18 protein-coding genes are annotated in these 21369 nt (G+C 46.5%); 8 read left to right on the top strand and 10 right to left on the bottom strand.

Features of this window, described 5'->3' with window-relative positions; translation table 11 throughout:
• Positions 1–19 precede the first annotated feature (19 nt).
• The 6 genes from mlaE to AOC21_RS00500 all read right to left on the bottom strand — a co-directional run bounded on the left by mlaE (position 20) and on the right by AOC21_RS00500 (position 11174).
• Positions 20–808: a lipid asymmetry maintenance ABC transporter permease subunit MlaE gene (gene mlaE / locus AOC21_RS00525; RefSeq protein ID WP_215391885.1), complete on the bottom strand. Its 789-nt coding sequence runs from the start codon at positions 806–808 to the stop codon at positions 20–22.
• Positions 805–1659 (bottom strand): ABC transporter ATP-binding protein, encoded by an 855-nt coding sequence (locus AOC21_RS00520; RefSeq protein ID WP_215391884.1) that lies wholly within the window; start codon positions 1657–1659, stop codon positions 805–807. The genes mlaE and AOC21_RS00520 overlap by 4 nt, the downstream gene beginning before the upstream one ends.
• Positions 1660–1669: 10 nt before the next feature.
• Positions 1670–3133: a glutamate synthase subunit beta gene (locus AOC21_RS00515; protein ID WP_215391883.1), complete on the bottom strand. Its 1464-nt coding sequence runs from the start codon at positions 3131–3133 to the stop codon at positions 1670–1672.
• 47 nt (positions 3134–3180) lie between these two features.
• Positions 3181–7926, bottom strand: a complete 4746-nt coding sequence (locus AOC21_RS00510; RefSeq protein ID WP_215391882.1) for a glutamate synthase-related protein — start codon at positions 7924–7926, stop codon at positions 3181–3183.
• A gap of 194 nt (positions 7927–8120) precedes the next feature.
• Positions 8121–8825, bottom strand: coding sequence for a transposase (locus tag AOC21_RS00505; protein WP_215391881.1), 705 nt, complete (start codon positions 8823–8825; stop codon positions 8121–8123).
• Between the two features lie 12 nt (positions 8826–8837).
• Complete coding sequence (locus tag AOC21_RS00500) at positions 8838–11174, bottom strand: penicillin-binding protein 1A (protein ID WP_215391880.1); 2337 nt, start codon at positions 11172–11174, stop codon at positions 8838–8840.
• A gap of 141 nt (positions 11175–11315) precedes the next feature.
• Between AOC21_RS00500 and AOC21_RS00495 the strand changes: the two genes are divergently transcribed.
• From AOC21_RS00495 to aroB, 4 genes are all read left to right on the top strand, one after another.
• Entirely contained in the window at positions 11316–12008 is a 693-nt protein-coding gene (locus AOC21_RS00495; RefSeq protein WP_215391879.1) for a hypothetical protein, read from the top strand.
• Between the two features lie 173 nt (positions 12009–12181).
• Entirely contained in the window at positions 12182–13126 is a 945-nt protein-coding gene (locus tag AOC21_RS00490) for a secretin and TonB N-terminal domain-containing protein (RefSeq protein WP_251371520.1), read from the top strand.
• A 12-nt stretch (positions 13127–13138) separates the two neighbouring features.
• Positions 13139–13663, top strand: coding sequence for a shikimate kinase (locus AOC21_RS00485; RefSeq protein WP_215391878.1), 525 nt, complete (start codon positions 13139–13141; stop codon positions 13661–13663).
• A 16-nt stretch (positions 13664–13679) separates the two neighbouring features.
• Entirely contained in the window at positions 13680–14762 is a 1083-nt protein-coding gene (aroB, locus tag AOC21_RS00480; protein ID WP_215392690.1) for a 3-dehydroquinate synthase, read from the top strand.
• On the opposite strand, the gene cyaY is transcribed toward aroB, so the two are convergent.
• Positions 14759–15181 (bottom strand): iron donor protein CyaY, encoded by a 423-nt coding sequence (gene cyaY / locus AOC21_RS00475; RefSeq protein ID WP_251371519.1) that lies wholly within the window; start codon positions 15179–15181, stop codon positions 14759–14761. The two genes, aroB and cyaY, sit on opposite strands and share 4 nt — an antisense overlap.
• A gap of 2 nt (positions 15182–15183) precedes the next feature.
• On the opposite strand from cyaY, the gene AOC21_RS10185 reads away from it, so the two are divergent.
• Both AOC21_RS10185 and lysA read left to right on the top strand, forming a co-directional pair.
• Positions 15184–15375, top strand: a complete 192-nt coding sequence (locus AOC21_RS10185) for a lipoprotein (RefSeq protein ID WP_371817790.1) — start codon at positions 15184–15186, stop codon at positions 15373–15375.
• Positions 15375–16673 carry a diaminopimelate decarboxylase gene (gene lysA / locus AOC21_RS00470; protein WP_215391877.1) on the top strand — a complete coding sequence of 433 codons (1299 nt, stop codon included), beginning with the start codon at positions 15375–15377 and terminating at the stop codon, positions 16671–16673. Before AOC21_RS10185 ends, lysA begins: the two co-directional genes overlap by 1 nt.
• Positions 16674–16747: 74 nt before the next feature.
• Here the strand turns inward: lysA and AOC21_RS00465 are convergent, their stop codons facing one another.
• On the bottom strand, positions 16748–17473 hold the full coding sequence (locus tag AOC21_RS00465; protein ID WP_251371518.1) for a cytochrome c: 726 nt from the start codon (positions 17471–17473) through the stop codon (positions 16748–16750).
• Positions 17474–17587: 114 nt separating this feature from the next.
• Here AOC21_RS00465 and yihA point away from each other — a divergent pair, with 114 nt between their 5' ends.
• Both yihA and hemB read left to right on the top strand, forming a co-directional pair.
• Complete coding sequence (yihA, locus tag AOC21_RS00460) at positions 17588–18253, top strand: ribosome biogenesis GTP-binding protein YihA/YsxC (protein WP_215391876.1); 666 nt, start codon at positions 17588–17590, stop codon at positions 18251–18253.
• Positions 18237–19265: a porphobilinogen synthase gene (gene hemB / locus AOC21_RS00455; protein ID WP_215391875.1), complete on the top strand. Its 1029-nt coding sequence runs from the start codon at positions 18237–18239 to the stop codon at positions 19263–19265. Before yihA ends, hemB begins: the two co-directional genes overlap by 17 nt.
• 7 nt (positions 19266–19272) lie before the next feature.
• Here hemB and dsbD read toward each other — a convergent pair whose 3' ends face one another.
• Together dsbD and cutA are read right to left on the bottom strand one after the other, a co-directional pair.
• On the bottom strand, positions 19273–20961 hold the full coding sequence (gene dsbD, locus AOC21_RS00450; protein WP_215391874.1) for a protein-disulfide reductase DsbD: 1689 nt from the start codon (positions 20959–20961) through the stop codon (positions 19273–19275).
• Positions 20958–21308 carry a divalent-cation tolerance protein CutA gene (gene cutA, locus AOC21_RS00445; protein ID WP_215391873.1) on the bottom strand — a complete coding sequence of 117 codons (351 nt, stop codon included), beginning with the start codon at positions 21306–21308 and terminating at the stop codon, positions 20958–20960. The genes dsbD and cutA overlap by 4 nt, the downstream gene beginning before the upstream one ends.
• Positions 21309–21369: the final 61 nt, after the last annotated feature.

Here is a 21369-nt window from a genome sequence, read left to right as displayed (position 1 = left end):
GAGCCCCAGTTTATTCTTTCTAATTTGAGAACATCATCGCGGTTAGCAAGAAATCCAATGCTAAAACCGATAAGGAAGAGATCACCACCGTACGGGTAGTCGCTTGCGAAACGCCTTCGGGAGTCGGCTTTGATTCATATCCCTGATAGAGGGCAATAAATGTCACCGCTACACCGAACACCATGCTTTTAATTAAGCCATTGCCGATATCAGAGAATAAGTCGACTCCGCCCTGCATTTGAGACCAAAAGGCACCTGAATCGACTCCAATGAGAGGAACGCCCACAAGATAGCCGCCCAATACACCTACTGCAGTAAAGATAGTCGCCAAAATTGGCATAGAAATAATGCCCGCCCAAAGCCTTGGTGCAATCACACGGCCCAAAGGATCTACTGCCATCATCTCCATAGCAGTCAATTGTTCTCCAGCCTTCATGAGGCCAATCTCAGCAGTCAATGAAGTGCCTGCTCTACCTGCAAACAGTAAAGCGGTAATCACTGGACCCAATTCACGAGTTAAGGAGAGGGCGACCAATAGGCCAAGCGCCTGTTCTGATCCGTAACGATTTAAGGTGTAGTAACCCTGCAAACCTAATACGAAGCCAACGAATAATCCTGAAACTGCAATGATGATGAAAGAGTGATTGCCGACAAACAAGATTTGATCAATTACCAAGCGCGGCCTTTTTAGCAAGAATGCTGAGCGTGCAATGACTGCTACAAACATGCGTGCAGCTAAGCCAAGACTACTTAAGTTGCGACGAACAAAAAATCCAAGATCGCCAAATAAATTTAGGAGCGCAGTCATAGTGTCTTCACTCCAAAATCCTCTTCCAAACTTGCACCTGGATAGTGGAAAGGTACCGGACCATCTGGAGCAGCATCTAAAAATTGTCTGACAAAAGGATCGGTTGAGCGACTTAACTCTGCAGGAGTGCCTTCTGCACCAATGCGACCATTCGCAATGAAATAGACATAATCGGCGATCGCGAAGGTCTCTTCAACATCGTGAGTAACCAATAAACTCGTGGCTCCCAGGGCATTATTCAGATCACGGATTAAGCGCGCAGTAATACCAAGTGAGATAGGATCCAAGCCAGCAAACGGCTCGTCATACATGATGAGCGGGGGATCTAGAGCAATTGCTCTAGCGAGTGCAACACGTCTTGCCATACCACCAGAAATTTGTGAAGGCATTAAGTCGCGTGCGCCACGCAAACCCACTGCATTCAGTTTCATCAGTACTAGTGAACGTAATAATTCCTCACTGAGGTCTGTATGCTCGCGTAATGGAAAAGCAACGTTTTCGAAAACACTCAGGTCGGTAAATAAGGCGCCAAACTGAAATAGCATCCCCATACGACGACGAGCGGTCATCAATTGATCGCCATTCATTTTGCCGATATCTTGACCTTCGAAAAAAACTTGTCCTGACTGCGCGGTAAATTGACCGCCTATCAAACGAAGAATAGTGGTCTTGCCGCAGCCCGAGCCACCCATTACAGCAACTACTTGGCCACGTCGAAACTCCATATTGAGTCCCGACAAAATTTGCCTTTCACCTGGAGCATAGGAAAAGTTGACGTCTTTAATAGAGACGACAACTTCACCTGCAGCTTGCTTGCTTACATCCAAGGAGTTTGGCTGACCACTGTTCATATCCTCGATATTATCGAGGTAAAACAGAAGACCCCATTAAATACTCATCTACTGAACGGGCGCATTGACGACCTTCACGAATCGCCCAAACCACCAAAGACTGTCCGCGGCGCATATCACCTGCAGCAAAGACCTTTGGAATGTTCGTTTGATAGGCATTTTGACCATCCACAGTGGCTTTAGCATTGCCGCGCGCATCTTTATCCACGCCAAAAGCATTGAGGACTTGCTGAACTGGAGATACAAAGCCCATTGCCAAAAGCACTAAATCTGCCTTGATCTCAAATTCAGAATTTGGCACTTCTGCCATCTTGCCGTCTTTCCACTCCAGACGGACACCAATCAATTTCTCAACTTTGCCGTTTTTACCTTCAAAACGCTTAGTTCCTACTGACCAGTCGCGATCGCAACCCTCTTCATGGGAGGAGGAGGTGCGCAACTTTGTTGGCCAATATGGCCATACCAATGGCTTGTTTTCTTCTTCTGGTGGCTGTGGGAGCAATTCAAATTGAGTGATCTTTGTTGCACCGTGACGATTTGAGGTGCCCACACAATCAGAGCCTGTATCACCACCACCGATAACGACTACATGCTTATCCGTTGCGCGAATCTCATTTTTAAAGTCGCCAGCATTTTCTTTGTTTTGCGGGATCAAGAATTCCAATGCATAGTGCACGCCTGCTAACTCACGTCCCGGTACTGGTAAATCACGTGGCTGCTCTGCACCACCAGTAATCACTACTGCATCAAAATCTTTCATCAACTGCTCAGGAGAAACTGTCTTGGTGGAGTAATTTTTTACTTCAGCACCCATAGCTTCTTTTCCAACGAAAACGCCGGTCTCAAATTTGACGCCTTCAGCTTGCATCTGCTCAACGCGACGATCAATCAACCACTTTTCCATTTTGAAATCAGGAATGCCGTAACGCAGTAATCCACCAACACGATCATTCTTTTCAAACACGGTGACATCATGGCCAACGCGCGCTAATTGCTGCGCAGCTGCCATACCTGCTGGGCCACCACCAACTACCGCTACTTTTTTGCCAGTCTTGGTTTTAGGCGGTTGCGGTTTAACCCAACCACTTTCCCAGCCTTTATCAATAATCGCGTGCTCAATAGATTTGATACCCACCGCAGTGCTATTGATTCCCAGAGTGCATGCAGCTTCGCATGGGGCTGGGCAAATACGGCCAGTAAATTCCGGGAAGTTATTAGTGGACTGCAAAACATCTAATGCATTCTTCCAATCATTCTGAAATACCAAGTCGTTGAAGTCAGGAATGATGTTATTTACTGGGCAGCCGTTATTACAGAACGGGATGCCGCAATCCATACAACGCGCACCTTGAACCTTAGCTTCTTCATCAGTTAATGCAGCTACAAACTCTTTGTAATGATGGAGGCGTTTAACTGGCGCTTCGTACGTCTCACCGACACGCTCAAACTCCATAAATCCAGTGACCTTACCCATATCGAATCCTTAGTATCTTTTCTTAGTGTCTTTATTGATTAAGTGGCTTATGCCGCAACTGTTTTGTTTTGAGCCTTTTCCCACAACTCACCTAGAGCACGTTTGTACTCAGTTGGGAGAACTTTCACAAAACGTCCGCGGGCATTGTCCCAATCAGCCAAGAGTGCTTTAGCGCGCTCAGAGCCAGTGTGACGGAAGTGACGCTCAATCAAGCCCTTCAAAATTTGCTCGTCAGTTAAACGCTCGCCACCGTCTTTAACATCGACAGGAGCATGCCATTCAGACTTCGGCATCTTGGCAATCTGCTCAGCAGAAGGCAATACTTTTTCCAAAGTCGCCATGCTGGTGTTGCAGCGCTTATGAAACAAACCATCTTCGTCGTAAACATAAGCAATACCACCGCTCATACCCGCAGCAAAGTTACGGCCTGTTGCACCTAGCACTACTACTGTGCCACCAGTCATGTATTCACAACCATGGTCGCCAGTACCTTCAACAACCGTTGTAGCGCCAGAGTTACGCACAGCAAAACGCTCGCCAGCCACGCCATTGAAGAACGCTTCACCAGCAATTGCGCCGTAGAGAACGGTATTACCAACAATGATGTTCTTCGCTGTATCACCACGGAACTCGTGAGGAGCACGAACAATCACACGACCACCAGATAAGCCTTTGCCAACATAGTCATTGCCGTCACCAACTAAATCTAGAGTGATGCCGCGCGCCAAGAAGGCTGCGAAGCTTTGACCAGCAGTGCCATTCAATTGAATATGAATGGTGTCATCCGGCAGACCCGCATGCCCATAACGCTGGGCAACTTCGCCTGAGAGCATCGCCCCAACAGTACGGTTCACGTTCTTCACTGGAACAATGAAGGAAACCTTCTCACCACGCTCTAATGCAGGCTCGCTCTTCTCGATCAAGATATTGTCGAGTGCGCTAGCCAAGCCATGGTCCTGTGTCAGCACTTGATAGCGTGGAACTTCAGCGGCAACCTGTGGTTCAGCAAAAATCTTACTGAAATCCAAACCATGCACCTTCCAGTTCTCAATGCCCTTACGGGTATCTAACAAGTCAACGCGACCAATTAAGTCATCAAACTTACGAATACCTAACTGCGCCATGATTTCACGCGCTTCTTCAGCAATAAAGAAGAAGAAATTCACAACGTGCTCTGGTTTGCCAGAAAACTTCTTACGCAATTCTGGATCTTGTGTTGCCACGCCCACTGGGCAGGTATTCAAATGACACTTACGCATCATGATGCAACCTTCAACCACCAATGGTGCTGTCGCAAAACCGAACTCGTCCGCGCCCAACAAAGCACCGATCACTACGTCGCGACCAGTCTTCATTTGGCCATCAGCCTGAACACGAATACGACTACGCAAACCATTGAGAACTAATGTTTGCTGCGTTTCAGCCAAACCGAGCTCCCATGGAGAGCCAGCGTGCTTGATTGAAGATAGCGGAGATGCGCCAGTACCGCCATCATGACCAGCGATCACAACGTGGTCTGCTTTAGCCTTAGCTACACCAGCAGCAACAGTACCAACACCTACTTCAGATACCAGCTTCACAGAAACGTCTGCTTTTGGATTAACGTTCTTCAAGTCGTGAATCAACTGTGCGATATCTTCAATGGAGTAAATATCGTGGTGCGGAGGAGGAGAAATCAAACCTACGCCAGGCACTGAGAAACGCAACTTACCGATGTAGTCAGAAACTTTGCCACCGGGTAATTGACCGCCTTCACCAGGCTTAGCCCCTTGCGCCATCTTGATCTGAATCTGATCAGCAGAACGCAAATATTCAGTAGTAACGCCGAAACGACCAGAAGCAACCTGCTTAATCTTGGAGCGTAATGAATCGCCATCCAACAGAGGAATATTCGCTTCCACTACATCGTCACCCAAGATGCTGGCTAAAGTCTCGCCCTTCTTGATTGGAATGCCTTTGAGCTCATTCACATAACGGTTTGGATCTTCGCCGCCCTCGCCGGTATTGGACTTACCGCCAATACGGTTCATTGCGATTGCTAAGGTAGCATGCGCTTCGGTAGAAATTGAGCCTAACGACATCGCGCCCGTTGCAAAACGTTTGACGATTTCTTTGGCAGACTCTACTTCATCCAATGGAATCGCCTTAGCCGGATCAATCTTAAATTCAAACAAACCACGCAAAGTCATTTGACGCTTAGTTTGATCATTAATGATGTTGGCGTACTCTTTATAAGTCTGGTAGCCCTTCTCAGCGCCAATACGTGTGGAGTGCTGCAACTTCGCAATCGTGTCAGGAGTCCACATATGGTTCTCGCCACGGATACGGAAAGCATATTCACCACCAGCATCGAGCATATTGGTTAAGACCGGGTCATTACCAAACGCAGATGTATGCATACGCAATGCTTCTTCAGCCACTTCAAACACGCCAATACCACCAACATTGGAAGGTGTGCCTTTGAAGTATTGATCAATGATGTCGTGATTTAAACCAATCGCTTCAAAAATCTGTGAGCCGGTGTAAGACATGTAAGTAGAGATACCCATTTTGGACATCACTTTTTGCAAGCCCTTACCAATTGCTTTCACAAAGTTTTTCACTGCTTTTTCTGCAGACAAATCACCGGACAACCCTTTAGCCATTTCAGCCAAGGTTTCCATTGCGAGGTACGGGTGAACGGCTTCAGCACCATATCCAGCAAGGAGTGCAAAGTGATGGGTCTCACGGGCGCTGCCAGTCTCCACTACCAAGCCAACGCTAGTGCGCAAACCTTTTTGCACTAAATGTTGATGAATTGCAGAGGTTGCTAACAAAGCAGGAATAGCTACGTGCTTCTCGTCAACCTGACGATCGCTCACGATCAAAATGTTGTAACCAGAACGCACCGCATCGGCAGCTTCAGCACATAAAGATGCCAAGCGCGCCTCAATGCCAGCCTTGCCCCATGAAGCTGGGTAGCAAATATCTAACTCATATGAGCGGAACTTGCCATTGGTGTAGTGGCCAATATGACGAATCTTAGTGATGTCATCAAAATCCAAAATTGGCTGACTGACTTCCAAACGCATTGGGGGGTTAATGTTGTTGGTGTCTAACAAGTTCGGCTTAGGCCCAATGAAAGAAACCAGTGACATCACCATGTTCTCGCGAATCGGATCGATTGGAGGATTGGTAACTTGTGCAAATAATTGCTTGAAGTAGTTATAGAGTGGCTTGTTCTTATTAGAGAGAACTGCCAATGGGCTGTCATTGCCCATTGAACCAATAGCCTCTTCACCATTGGTGGCCATTGGAGCCATCAAGAATTTAATGTCTTCCTGCGTGTAACCAAATGCCTGCTGGCGATCTAATAATTTAGCCGCTGGACGAATGGTTGTTTTCTCGTCAATCAGATCTGCCTTGCTGGCATCAACTTCATCCAATTTGACACGAACTGCATCAATCCAACTCTTGTATGGCTTAGCCTTGGAAACGGCGTTCTTGAGCTCAACGTCATCAATGATGCGACCTTGTTCCATGTCGATCATGAACATCTTGCCTGGTTGCAGACGCCATTTTTGAACGATCTTGCTCTCAGGAATTGGCAAAACACCAGCCTCAGAGCCCATGATGACTAAATCATCATCAGTCACGTAATAACGTGCTGGACGCAAACCATTGCGATCCAAGGTTGCGCCGATTTGACGACCATCTGTAAATGCCATTGCTGCAGGGCCATCCCATGGCTCCATCATTGCTGCATGGTATTCATAGAAAGCGCGACGATTGTCATCCATCAATGCGTGTTGTTCCCATGCCTCAGGAATCATCATCATCATGGCTTGAGCCAATGGATATCCAGACATTACCAATAACTCTAAGCAGTTATCAAAACAGGCAGTGTCTGACTGACCCGGGTAGATTAATGGCCAGAGTTTTTGTAAGTCGTCACCAAGCACTGGGGAGCTAATCGCGCCCTCACGTGCATTAACCCAGTTAACGTTACCCTTAACAGTGTTGATCTCACCGTTGTGCGCAATCATGCGATACGGATGTGCCAATTCCCAAGCGGGGAAAGTATTAGTAGAAAAACGTTGATGCACTAAAGCAAGTGCCGATACGGTACGCTTGTCTTGCAAGTCTTCGTAATAAGCGCCTACTTGATTAGCTAACAACAAACCCTTATAAACAATGGTTCTCGCTGACATTGAAGCAACGAAATATTCTTTGCCATGCTTGAGGTGCAAATCTTGAATGGCATGGCTTGCTGTCTTGCGAATCACATACAACTTACGCTCAAGAGCATCGGTTGTCATGATGTCGCGACCGCGACCAATAAAAATTTGACGGATAAATGGCTCGGTCATTTGCACTGTTGGTGACATCGGTAATTTCACATCTACCGGAACATCTCTCCAGCCCAAAACAACTTGACCTTCTAAGCGCACAGTACGCTCTAATTCTTGTTCACAAGCTAAACGTGAAGCATGCTCTTTCGGCAAGAAAATCATGCCAACGCCATACTCGCCCAAAGGTGGCAAGGTCACGCCTTGCTTCGCCATTTCTTCGCGATACAAAGTATCGGGAATCTGAATCAAGATACCGGCGCCATCACCCATTAACGGATCAGCACCAACAGCTCCCCGGTGGTCTAGATTTTCAAGAATCTGCAAACCCTGAGAAACGATCTCATGAGATTTCTTGCCTTTGATGTGTGCCACGAATCCTACGCCGCAAGCGTCATGCTCATTTCTTGGGTCATATAAACCTTGAGCGATTGGGCGAAGATCTGAATTTAATTTTGTAGTCATAGTATTTCCGATGGGCCATAAAGGCCTGATTACTTTTGGAGGATCAAATATAGGTGAATACCCACACCGATGCAATAGAAATAAAATGAGTCTGTCCCATTTATTTAGATGTCGCACCAATATGAATTCTATATATGGGGACAGAGTCGTAATATTCAATGCCTATCTTGAATATCAGAACAAGGGGGATGTCTCTAAGCTATTGAATTTAAAGTATTTATTTTTCTAGGTCGGCCACGATGTCGAATAAGCGTCAACTCCGGGGTATCTTTAAACAGCTTTTTCGCATAAATATCACTTACCCAGGGCTTGGAACGAATGAGTGACTCTGTAATTTGTCGGTCTTCCCAGTGGGGTGCGCCCTCTTTTACAAAATTAGCCCAATTCATCTGCCGCTCAAATGGCGTATTACCCAACTGCCAAAAATGCTGATGATCAACAAGCCAAGGCTCGGCTTTACCCCCAATATGGGTTGCAAAACTAGTCCAAGTAGAGCTTTGGGGGTTGGATTCATATCCCGCCCTAACTGGATTGAGTTCTATATAGCGCTGGCAGCGCAAAAAATAGTCTGGGTCAATTAAGGATGACCTATAGCGCCCCTCCCAAATTGTTCCAGAGCGATGATGTTGTTGATTAAAGTATTGCGCATAACGACGTCCTAATGACTGCATCGTCTTAGCAAGCGAATCTTCATTTTGAGGCGTCATCAGTAGATGCAAATGATTTGGCATTAATGCAAAGGCATGCACAGCACATCCGAATTGCCTTGCCGCTTCGCGCAACCACTCGAGGTATGTCCGGCGATCATTGTCGTTGAAGAAAATCGTTTCACGATTATTCCCACGGACCATCACATGCATTGCTTGGCCTGGTATTACTGTACGCGCTTGCCGTGCCATGTTAAAAACGAACTATTGCAGTTCGCGTACACCACCATTGTTTGAGAATTCCGGAATAAACCAGTCGCCATCAACTTGAGTGACACCGCTTGGTACTTCACGTGAGATCTGTGGACTATCTCTTAATGCGGTCGACATGTAAGAAATCCACATCGGCAAAGCAAGCCCACCACCAGTTTCACGGTCACCCAAGCTTGCCGGCTTATCAAAACCAATCCAGGCAATGGCCACTACCTTAGGGTTGTAACCAGCAAACCAGGCATCATGGGAGTCATTGGTAGTGCCCGTCTTGCCAGCAATATCAGTGCGACCCAACTTACCGCGCGCTGAAGCTGCAGTACCGGTCTTCGTTACCTCTTGCAACATACTATCCATGACAAATGCAGTTCGGGCATCCAGCACGCGAGGCGCATCATCACCTGCACGAGTTGGTTTTGCTTCAAACATCACGACTCCTTTGGAGTCCACCATCTTGTCAATTAAGAACGGGTCTACGCGATAACCACCGTTGGCAAATACGCTATAAGCAGATGCCATTTGTAGTGGTGTTACCGAACCTGCGCCCAAAGCCATTGTTAAATAAGGTGGATGCTTTTCTGGCTCAAAGCCAAAACGCTGAATATATTCTTGCGCATACGAAGGGCCGATAGCGCGAATAATACGAACGGAAACTAAGTTCTTCGATTTTGCCAAGGCATTGCGCAAGCGCATCATGCCGTCATATTTACCATCGTAATTCTTTGGCTCCCAAGCTTGACTACCTGTTTCCATGCTGCCTATTGATAAAGGGGCATCGTTCACCATCGTGCTGGGCGTAAAACCTTTTTCAATCGCAGCTGCGTAGATAAATGGTTTAAATGAAGAGCCTGGTTGACGCAAGGCTTGCGTAACGTGGTTGAATTGATTGCGACGGAAATCAAAGCCGCCTACCAAGGAAAGGATCGCGCCCGTCTCTGCATTCATGGAAACAAAGGCAGCTTCTACTTGTGGCAATTGGGCCAGCTTCCAAACCCCTCCATCTGACAGGAGTCGAACTACAGCACCAGGGCGCAAGCGTTTTTTAGGTTGGGTACTGTCGGTAATAGATGCCGATGCCAACTTCATGCCTTCGCCTTTGATAACGATGGTATCGCCCGTGGCTATCATGACCTGCATTTCCTTTGGCTTCACATCGAGCACAACACCAGATTGCAAGTCATCTAACTGTGGATAAGCGAGCAGGGCCTCGTCAATTGCGCGTTGACGCTTCACAGTGTCTTCTGGAAGATCGATAAAACCCTCTGGACCGCGATAGGCGTGTCGTAAGTCGTATTCAAAAATTCCTTTACGCACCGCCTTATAAGCCGCATCTTGATCTGCCTTCAGAATCGTTGTGTAAACATCGATTCCCTGCGAATAAATTGCCTCACCATACTGAGTAAAGAGCAGTTGACGAACCATCTCAGCTGGGAAGTCAGCGCGCACTGCAAATTCGTTACCAAGACCGCGAATATGCAATTCCTCAATCATCGCCTTTTGATATTCCTCTGGCGTGATGTAACCCAGATCGCGCATACGTTGAAGAATGTACTCTTGGCGAATCTTGGCACGACGGAAATTGCTAACTGGGTTATAGGCTGATGGTGCCTTCGGTAGACCAGCAAGCATTGCTGACTCAGCAATCGTGATGTCTTTCAACTCTTTACCAAAATAGATCTGTGCCGCACTAGAAAATCCATAGGCCCGCTGTCCTAAGAAAATCTGGTTCATATAGATTTCTAGAATCTTGTCTTTAGTTAGCTGCGACTCAATTTCCCAAGCAAGCAGTACTTCATAGATTTTTCGGCTGAACGTTTTTTCGTTACTAAGGAAAAAATTACGCGCCACCTGCATGGTGATGGTCGATGCACCTTGCGAAAGATGTCCACGCAAATTGGTTGCTGCTGCCCGCAATATGCCCACATAGTCCACGCCACCATGAGAATAGAAGCGATCATCCTCAATCGCTAAAACGGCATTACGCATACTTTGCGGAATTTCATTTAACGGAATGACTTTGCGACGCTCTTCGCCAAACTCTCCGATTAAGACTTTGTCAGCCGTATAAATACGCAGGGGCGTTTTAGGGTTGTAATCTGTTAAAGCAGAAATCTTGGGAAGGTTCGGCTTAGCAACCAAGAAGGCATAACCCATCAGCAAGGTAATCATTAAGGCGAAAACTACGCCAATGATCAACAAAGCCTTTACTAGTGGATTGCTTGAATTCTTACGTGGCAAGCCAGGCTCAACTCGTGTTTGCCGAGGACGTCTATCGGATGGACGAATGGGACGCTGGTTCAGCGGCGGCTTGTCTTTTGGAGGTAAGGCCATATGCCCAAATTATAGGGTGCTTAGACAATTTCCCTAAAAGCTCCAAAACCCTTGTTTTATACATAGTGAATGCTTCATTTCTGACATAGGCATCAATCCAAGCCGATGGATTTTCTGAGCCCAAAACTAAAGAATGTGAGCATGCCAGCACGCCATATCTCCAGCCAATCCTTTGATGAAATTCTGAGCGATCTTGGCGATGATCTCGCTATTCCTGACCCCCATGGAATTCGTAAGCCCCCTCCCCAACAAAACGCAACGACTAGAGGTCAAAGCCAGGCCAAAAGCAATCTTTTTGCGGACTCCTTAAATCGTATCCAAATCAAAAATTCGCTTCAAGGAATTGCACTTCCCATCCTCCTTCTTGGAATCCTCATAGCAGCTGCTGTCGCCTTTTTTATAGCCAATAACTCCCTGAATAATGAATCTCAAAGCGCCCTAGAGGAATCTCAAAATCAGCTCACCGAACTGAAGAAACAAATGACCGTTTTGCGCGATGAAATTCATCAAGAACAAGATGAGCTATATCAGATAATAGATGAAATAGAAGTGAGCATTCACTCATTAAAAGAGAAAAAGCCTGAAATGCGGATTTCCAGCAGGCCGCAAGCGCCTCCTCATGAGGCTGAACTCCGCCGCTGGCGTTACCTCGGCAGCTCCCAGATGGGAGTTGCTCATCAGGCCTATTTTCATACCGGAAAAAACCATCTTGTCTTTGACAAGGGCGCCCAGGTTTTAGGGGATTGGCGTCTGAGCAATATCGAAAAAGAGCAGGCCATCATCACACACCCTCAAGGTAAATCACTGGTTCTAAAGACCGCTAAAAGCGAATGAAAATCTGCACAAAATATATTCAAAATTACTTGCGACAGCTCTGCATTTGCTTTGCCACACTGATCCTTTTTTTAAGCAATACAGCCGTGGGAAATTCACCGCCACAAAATCATTTTTCGAGTCCCATTAGCCTGCAATTTACCGACATTGAAATAAGGGATCTTTTGCAGGCAATGGCTAAGTTAGGTAATACCAATTTTTTATTAAGCGAGTCAATTAAAGGGCAGGTTTCTATAGACCTAAGAAATACTCCTTGGCAAACTGCCCTCCACTCCATTCTTGCGAGTCGCGGCTTAAGACTTGTGCGTAATGGCGATATCTATTGGATTGGACCTCATGCTGAAATCCAAGCCTTTCAGAAATTCCGGCGCGAGGATGCTGCCCTTCCTTTTGGTGGAGACCATATTAATAGCCCAAGACAAATTCTGATAGAGGCCCGTATTGTGGAGGCTGATGAGCGCTTTGCCCGAGAGCTGGGAGTCAAGCTGGGGTACCAAGCCAGTGGTATTCGAGGGAATGCAGATCAAAAAGTAGTAGGCAATATTGATTTAGGTGGCTCAGGCTTGAGTGGCTTTAATCCCGCAACCGTAGCTGCCACCTTAGTCTCCAAAAGTGGGAGTGGCATTCTTCAAGCCGAGCTTTCTGCACTCGAATCAGAGGGTCAAGGAAAAATCCTTTCTAACCCCCGCATCATGACTGGCGACCAAGTGAAGGCTACGATAGAACAGGGCACTGAACTTCCCTATCAGACATCAAACCAAAATGGTAGTAAGTTGCAGTTTCGGAAGGCTAACTTACGCCTGGAGGTTCTTCCCAAAATTCATCCGGATGGAAAGGTATCTATGCTCGTAGGTATCAATAAAGACACTGTAGGCATGAAAACTGAGCAAGGCTATGCCATCGATACAAAAAGTCTTAGTTCGGAGGTGACCGTTGAAAATGGCGGCACAGCCATCATTGGGGGCATATTCCAAACAACTGAACGCGAGGATGAAGTCAAAATCCCCTTATTGGGAGATATCCCCCTCATTGGTCATCTTTTTCGCCATAAATCCAAATTACAAGATAAAACCGAACTACTTGTCTTTTTAACTCCGACCGTTCTCGACAAACCCTAATAAAATCGAAGGGTGAACTCTTCGACAAACAATATCTTTCTGATCGGCCTCATGGGCGCCGGAAAGTCGACCGTCGGTAAAGTCTTGGCAAAAAAATTAGGGCGTCGCTTTTTAGATGCCGATCATGTCATTGAAGAACGTTGTGGCGTAAAAATCCCTGTCATTTTTGAGATGGAAGGTGAAGAGGGTTTTCGCAAACGCGAGGCTCAAGCCATTCGTGAAATTACTGCCGAGCAAGATATTATTTTGGCAACTGGTGGAGGCGCTATTCTTTTGCCAGAAAATCGCCAGGCATTAAGCGAACATGGCACAGTCATTTATCTTCATGCAAACCCAATGGAGCTTTGGCATCGTACTAAAGGCGGCGAAGGACGTCCTCTTCTTAGAAATGGTGATGCCAAAAAAATCCTAGAGAATTTATACGCTATTCGTGATCCACTCTATCGCGAAATCGCCGACTATGTGATTGAGACTGGAAAGCCCAGCGTTAATCAACTAGTCAACACCTTAATCATGCAGCTTGAACTTTCCGCTTAAATACATTGGCACTATGATGAAAACACTCGAAGTTGATCTTGGTAATCGCAGTTATCCAATTTATATTGGTACGGATCTGATTGATCAAGCAAACCTCTTTAGCGCCTGTGAAAAAGCGACCTCTATATATATCGTTAGCAACACAACGGTTGCGCCGCTCTATGCTGAGCGCTTAACTAAAACGCTAAATACCTTTGGCAAGCCTGTTAGAACCATCGTACTACCTGATGGTGAGTCTTATAAAGACTGGAAAAATCTTCAGCTCATTTTTGATGATCTTTTGAAATTTGGAGCTGATCGTCAAACCATGCTGGTTGCCTTGGGTGGTGGAGTAATCGGAGATATGACTGGCTTTGCAGCAGCCAGTTTCATGCGCGGTATCCGCTTCATTCAAGTTCCAACTACATTGCTAGCGCAAGTCGATTCTTCAGTTGGCGGTAAGACTGGCATCAATCATCCATTAGGTAAAAATATGATTGGCGCCTTTCATCAACCAGCAGCTGTGATTGCCGATCTCAACACTTTAAAAACTCTACCTCCAAGAGAGCTTTCAGCAGGTCTCGCTGAGGTGGTAAAGCATGGCGCGATTGCTGATGCATCATTCTTGGACTGGATTGAAGCCAATGCGACGCCTTTACTTGCTTGCGACACAGAAGCAATGGGTCATGCAGTTTTACGTTCATGCGAAATTAAATCCGCAGTAGTTTCGGCCGATGAAAGAGAGGGTGGCATTCGTGCAACCCTCAATTTTGGCCATACATTTGGTCACGCAATCGAAGCTGGAATGGGCTATGGCGAATGGCTACACGGCGAGGCTGTTGGTTGCGGCATGGTTCTGGGGGCGGATTTATCGCGCCGCCTCAATTACATTAGCGAGGCGGATGTGCAACGCCTCACCAAAATTATCCAATCCATGAATTTACCGATTACGCCGCCAAAATTTGGCGCAGAACGCTATATGGAACTAATGCAGGTAGATAAGAAAACTGAGGGTGGGCAAATCCGCTACGTTCTTTTAGAAAAAATTGGTAAAGCTCAGATTCAAAGCGTAGCTGATGCTCAAGTCATTGAAACATTGAGCGCTACTGGAGCAGCTTAAATCAAGCCAATTTTGACGGCTTGCCCTGCCTGAGCACTCGCGAACTCAGTTAGGTCACTCAAGAGCTCTTTGCCGGTTTTCGTATCGAGCCACAGCGGTTTTGCCACTGTACCTGCCCAGCGATAGTGATACCCACCAGACTTGGCTGCAACCCAAATCTCATGCAGAGGTGGCTGAGTGTTCACCACAATGACGCTTTTGTCCTTAAAACGAATGTTGATGACATTACCTCCTTGGCGCTCGACATCTAAATCGAGATCCAATGCATCGTCGGCAGCCTCTAATGCTACCTCGATAGACTGTAATAAATTGCTTCCCAGTTGGTAAAACTGCTTGTCATCAATGGTTTCTACGCCTGGGTTGTTTGGATTCATACTGGAGTCCTGCATGCTATATTCAATCATTCGTTTTAGAGACATTCATGATAGCGATTCTTAATAGAACCCTCTGCTTAAGCTTTTTAATATCCCTTGCTGGATGTGGGGTAAGAGGCCCGCTAATCATGCCTACCGTGCCGCCGGCTCCACCCGCTCCTATAGAGCCAGAGCCCAAAGGTAAGCTATACCCGCCCCAAACCCCCGCTAGCCCAAGCAATTCCTCATCTGCCAAGTAATGACAAGTAAAACACTTCCACTCCCTAAGTTATCGGGCTTTTCCGAACGTGATGGCAACTGGTATGCCGAAGAAATTCCACTCGCTGATCTAGCGAAAGAATTCGGGACGCCACTCTACATTTATAGCAAGAAGGCATTGACTGAGGCCTACCAAGCCTACGATAAGGCATGTGTTGATGGCAATGGCAAACGTCGCGCACGTGTGCACTATGCAATGAAAGCCAATAGCAATTTAGCGGTGATCGATTGCTTCAAAAGATTGGGCGCAGGATTTGATTTAGTAAGCGGCGGTGAATTGGCACGCGCGTTGGCGGTTGGCGCCGACCCAAAAAGTTTAGTATTTGCCGGTGTTGGTAAGTCTGCCGCTGAAATCGCTATTGCCCTCAAGACTGGCGTTAAATGCATCAACGTTGAGTCCATCGCTGAGCTACACAAGATCAATAAGGTCGCAATTGAATTAAACTGCCGCGCCCCAATCTCTTTACGCGTCAATCCTGATGTGGATGCGCAAACACATCCGTATATTTCTACCGGATTAAAAGGTAATAAATTTGGAATTGCATATCACGAGGTTTTAAAAACCTATCGCGAAGCATCACAACTTTCTCAAATTGATGTTGTAGGCATCGATTGTCATATTGGCTCCCAGATCACCACTACTGCACCCTACTTAGATGCACTGGACAAAGTTTTAGATCTTGTTGCGCAGCTGAAAAAAGAGGGCATTGTTATTCACCATCTTGATCTGGGTGGTGGCCTTGGAATCTCTTATAGCGATGAAACTCCGCCAGACATTACTGACTTTACAAACACCTTATTGAATCGAGTGGCCGAACGTGGTTTTGGTCACTTAGATGTTGTTCTCGAGCCTGGCAGATCTCTTGTTGGCAATGCTGGTGTTCTACTAACAACCGTCGAATATTTAAAGCCCGGCGCCGAGAAAAACTTTTGCATCGTTGATGCTGCAATGACAGAGCTCATGCGACCTGCCCTTTATGAAGCACATCACGGCATCGTGCCAGTACAAAATAAAGCAGCAAAAGCCCTAACTTACGACATCGTTGGCCCGGTTTGCGAATCTGGTGACTGGCTTGGCAGAGATCGTCATTTAGCGGTAGAAGAAGGTGACCTACTCGCCATTCTGTCTACCGGTGCTTATGGTTTTGTAATGGCCTCCAACTACAACACGCGGCCTAAACCAGCAGAGGTTATGGTTGATGGAAAAAATGTTTACGTTATTCGTGCTCGTGAAAAAACTGCTGACTTGTTTGCGAGTGAAAGTATTTTGCCAAAATAATTTTTTAGCAAAACCATTTCGGTAATAAAAAACCCCGCTACATAAGCGGGGTTTTGTTTTGATGCTTTAGCTAATTAACGCAAACCAGCCATGTAATCAGAAACCGCTTTCATTTCTTGATCTGAAAGCTTGGTGGCAATCGTAGTCATTTGACTGCTGTTTTTGCGAACACCTTCACGGAATGCGAGCAACTGTGCATTGGTGTATTCAGCCCATTGACCACCTAAACGTGGGTACTGTGAAGGAATGCCGGCGCCTGTCGGGCTATGGCATCCGGCGCAGGCTGGAACGCCTTTAGCAGCAATACCACCACGGTAAATACTTTGACCTAATGCAATAGTTTCTTTATCTTGTGCAACACCCAAAGAAGCAGGTTGCTTTACTAAGTAAGCAGCAATGTTTTGCATATCTTGCTCGGTTAAGGTTGCAGACATGCCCATCATGATTGGGTTGGCACGAGTACCTTCTTTAAAGTTTTTCAATTGCTTCGCTGTATAAGCTGCATGTTGAGCAGATAACTTTGGCCATGTACCAATTGCGCTCTGGCCCTTAGGACCGTGGCAGGTTATGCAAGCAGTAACGCCACGCGTTGCATCCCCATTTGAATAGAGAGCTTCACCAGCTGCAGCATCGACTTTTGGCTTGCCTGGAACTGCAGCCTTAGCTTCTGCAGCAGGAGCCATCGGAGCAGCATCAGCAGCAAAAACTGCACCTGATACGCCGATCAGAGCGAAAATAGAGAGAGCCGCAAAACCAGCACGTAAGCTAGTTAATTTGGAGATTTGGGAGGTTTGACGCATTATGTTTACCTTGGCAAAAATTCCTAAAAGTGTTTGGGCCCTGCATTTACAACTTTTTACCCAACACCATGAGATATTTCATGATTTTGCGTGATTTTACAATAGCTTCTGGACATGTCTAAACTCTTTCAAGCCCGATTCGCCACCACAGTCAATGACACCCATTGCCTGCCTGCCACCCCGCTCCGAGAGGTGGCCTTTGCCGGTCGCTCAAATGCGGGTAAATCTAGCGCTCTGAATGTACTTTGCAACCAAAAAAGGCTCGCTTTTGCCAGTAAAACCCCTGGACGCACCCAACATATCAACTATTTTGGGATTTTTGCAAAAGATGACCTATTGGCTTATTTGGTTGACTTACCCGGATATGGCTATGCGGCGGTAAACCATGAGACTAAATACCACTGGAATGCCCTCCTAAGCGACTATTTACAGGAGCGAGAGCAGTTGGTAGGCATGATCCTGATCGTGGACTCTAGGCGCGGTATCACGGAGCTAGACGAGCAAATGATTCAGTGGTTTGTGCCCACTGGAAAACCCATTCATGTTTTACTCAGCAAATGCGACAAACTCAACAAAAGTGAATGTAAGCATGTGCTGGAGGCGGTACGTAAGCAATTACAACAATATGACCCAGCCCTGCCTGATGGCAATGGTGAGTCCAAGCAACTTACGGCACAATTATTTTCAAGCACCAAACGGATTGGTCTAGAAGAGGCCGACAATATTGTTATTAAATGGTTATTTGAAGCAGAGACTAAAGAAGATGAAATCACCAGCTAATTCATTGCTTAATTTTCCAGGACATCGTCCACGCCGTATGCGTCGTGATGATTGGTCGCGCCGCCTCATGCAAGAAAATAATGTTTCTGCAAATGACTTAATCTACCCAGTCTTTTTACTTGAAGGCCAGGGCAAATCGGAAGCGGTTGCCTCTATGCCTGGTGTCAATCGCATGTCTTTAGATCTACTCATTCCGGTTGCACAAGAGTGTGTAGATTTGGGCATTCCGGTTCTAGCGCTCTTTCCAGTAATTGATTCAGCGTTAAAAACACCTGATGGCAAAGAAGCCTTTAATCCAAAGGGTCTCATCCCCTCAGCAGTGCGCGAACTTAAACAACGTTTCCCCAATTTAGGCATCATGACCGATGTCGCACTCGACCCTTACACAAGTCATGGTCAAGATGGCGTGCTTGACGAGCAAGGTCGCATTCTTAATGACGAGACAACAGCAATCTTGGTACAGCAAGCCATTGCACAAGCAGAAGCTGGTGTAGATATCGTTGCGCCATCAGACATGATGGATGGCCGCATCGGAAAAATTCGTGACACACTTGAACAAAAGAAATTGATACACACTCGCATCATGGCTTACTCCGCCAAATACGCCTCTGCTTTTTATGGTCCATTTAGAGACGCAGTTGGCTCTGCAAAAAATCTTGGTAAGGCTGATAAAAAGACATATCAAATGGATTGCGCCAATGGCGACGAGGCTTTGCGGGAGGTTGCGCTCGATATCAGCGAAGGTGCCGATATGGTGATGGTCAAGCCTGGCATGCCTTATTTGGATATCGTGCGTCGCGTAAGAGAAGAGTTTGATTACCCAACCTATGCATACCAAGTGAGCGGTGAATATGCCATGCTCAAAGCTGCGGCACAAAATGGCTGGCTAGATCATGATGCTGTCATGATGGAATCTCTACTCGCCTTTAAGCGTGCTGGTGCAGATGGAGTTCTAACTTACTTCGCGCTTGAAGCCGCGCGCCTACTTAAAGCAAACGCAGCAGGCAAATAAATCAGAATTACTTCTGAACCGTTGCCTGCTTTAAGCGCTCAATAAAACGCTGAGGCGGCATATAACCAATCACGCGTTGATTTTTTAGCTCCTCAGAATTTTGGTTAAAAATCAAAATTCCTGGCGGTCCAAATAATCCAAAACGCTTAAGCAATGCCTGGTTCTCAGGGCTATTTGCAGTCACGTCTGCTTGTAATAAAACAAATTGCTTGAGCTCTTTACTCACTTCTAGATTAGTAAAAGTATTCACTTCCATCTCTTTACAGCTGATGCACCAATCGGCATAAAAATCGAGGAGGACTAATTTCTTTTCTTCTCGCGCTTTGCCAAGTTGCGCATCTAACTCTGCAGGTGAATGAATCACTACAAAAGATAGCTCGCCAACTTTATGAATGCTCTGGCCATTAATTATTTTTACTGATCCCGCCGGCTCATTTTTCTGAATTAAAGGTGAGGCAATCCAAGCGGCAGTAGCCACGAGCAATACACCCAAAGTGCGCTGTAACCAAACCATCCAAATGCCAGTAGATGGGATCAAAATTCGAGCTTCAATGGCAATAAAGAGTAGGGGTAGACCCATTCCTAAAGCCATCACAAAGAGTAAGCCCGCACCCAGACTCATAGAACCTGTCTGGGCAATAAAGGCTAGGACGCCAGCTAAAGGAGCTGTGATGCATGGGCTGGCCACCAAGGTAGAGATGCCTCCCAATGCAAAAGCACCAAATAGACTGCCCCCCTTTTGGCGCCCTGCCAGCTTATCGATATGGTGGTGCCAAGATGAGGGCAAACGTAGGTCATATAAGCCAAACAAGCTGCCCGAAAGAGCCAAGAGCAATAAAGCAAAAGTAGCCAGCGCAACGGGGCTTTGTAAAGCACGCTGAACACTGCCGCCTAAGGCCGCCATCAGCACTCCAGCCAATGCATATACCAAGGCCATACCAAAGACATAGGCTAGCGCTAGAGCGCTGGCACGGCCCTTAGATATCGCTTTGCCGCCCTGGGTGCCGAAGATGACACTCGATAGGATTGGCAACATGGGGAGTACGCAAGGTGTAAATGCCAGAGCAAGCCCCAAGACAAAGAAAGCTAAAAATAAATAGGCGGTTGAAGTGCTTTCTAAAAAACGGCCAATAGCATTCACATCATCGCGTTCACGCCATAAATCCGCCAAGCTGAATTGACCACCCTCACCACTTGCTTGAGTATTCACTGCAGTGGCACCATCCAAAATATCTGGAATTGGGGCTGCCTTAACTCCTGGAGCAGCTAACAAAAACTTGAGGGTCATCGGTGGATAGCAAATACCCGCCTCCGCACAACCTTGAAGCGTTACTTCAAGATGGAGTGGCTCCCCAGTAACCGGTTTTGTATCCAATAAAACTAGGAACGGCTCTTTATATACCTGCAGCTTTTTCTGGAAAGTTTCATCAAACTTTTCAAAGCCAGTTGGTAATGAAGGCCTTATATTACTTAGCCTCCCAGCCTGATTACCTGCTTGAAATTTGAGGGATTCTTGGTAGATGTAATAACCCTTAGCAGGCAAAAATTCCAGCTCCACTTGGTTAGAGTTATCCAGCCAAGTAGCCTCCACTCGAAATGCTTTCTCTGGTGGCAAGAAATCTTGCGCAGCAAATACTTGCGCAGAGAGAAGCAACAAGAGCGCAAAAATTCTCACGAAGAAAGAAGGTAATTTCATAACTTCGAATTTACCTCAGACTCTACCCACTTGCCGTATTGCTCTTCATATTGCTCAGGACGAAAGGCCAATATCTCGGGAAGGTCGTATGGATGTGCATTTTTAATAAAGGCGGATATCTCAAGCCACCTTGTTTTGGTAGTCTTTGCTGAAAGCAATACTTCGTGCTCTTCGCAAACCTTGCCCTCCCAACGATAAATTGAATGGACTCCTTCAGTGATTTGCACACAAGCGGCTAAATTCTGCTCTATCAAGGACCTTGCCAAGCCCTTAGCGGTCTCCATATTAGGAAGGCTGGTAAGCACCACTAAAAGCTTGCTGGAGTTGGCTGGGAAGTTTTCAGACATTCTGTATTTATAACCTGATAAATGAAAAAAGCCAGACCGAAGCCTGGCTTTTTACCGTAAC

This window comes from Polynucleobacter sp. VK25 (assembly GCF_018687355.1).
Classification (GTDB): domain Bacteria; phylum Pseudomonadota; class Gammaproteobacteria; order Burkholderiales; family Burkholderiaceae; genus Polynucleobacter.
Note: the sequence above shows the minus strand (reverse complement) of the source record. Positions and strands in the feature narration are given on the sequence as shown.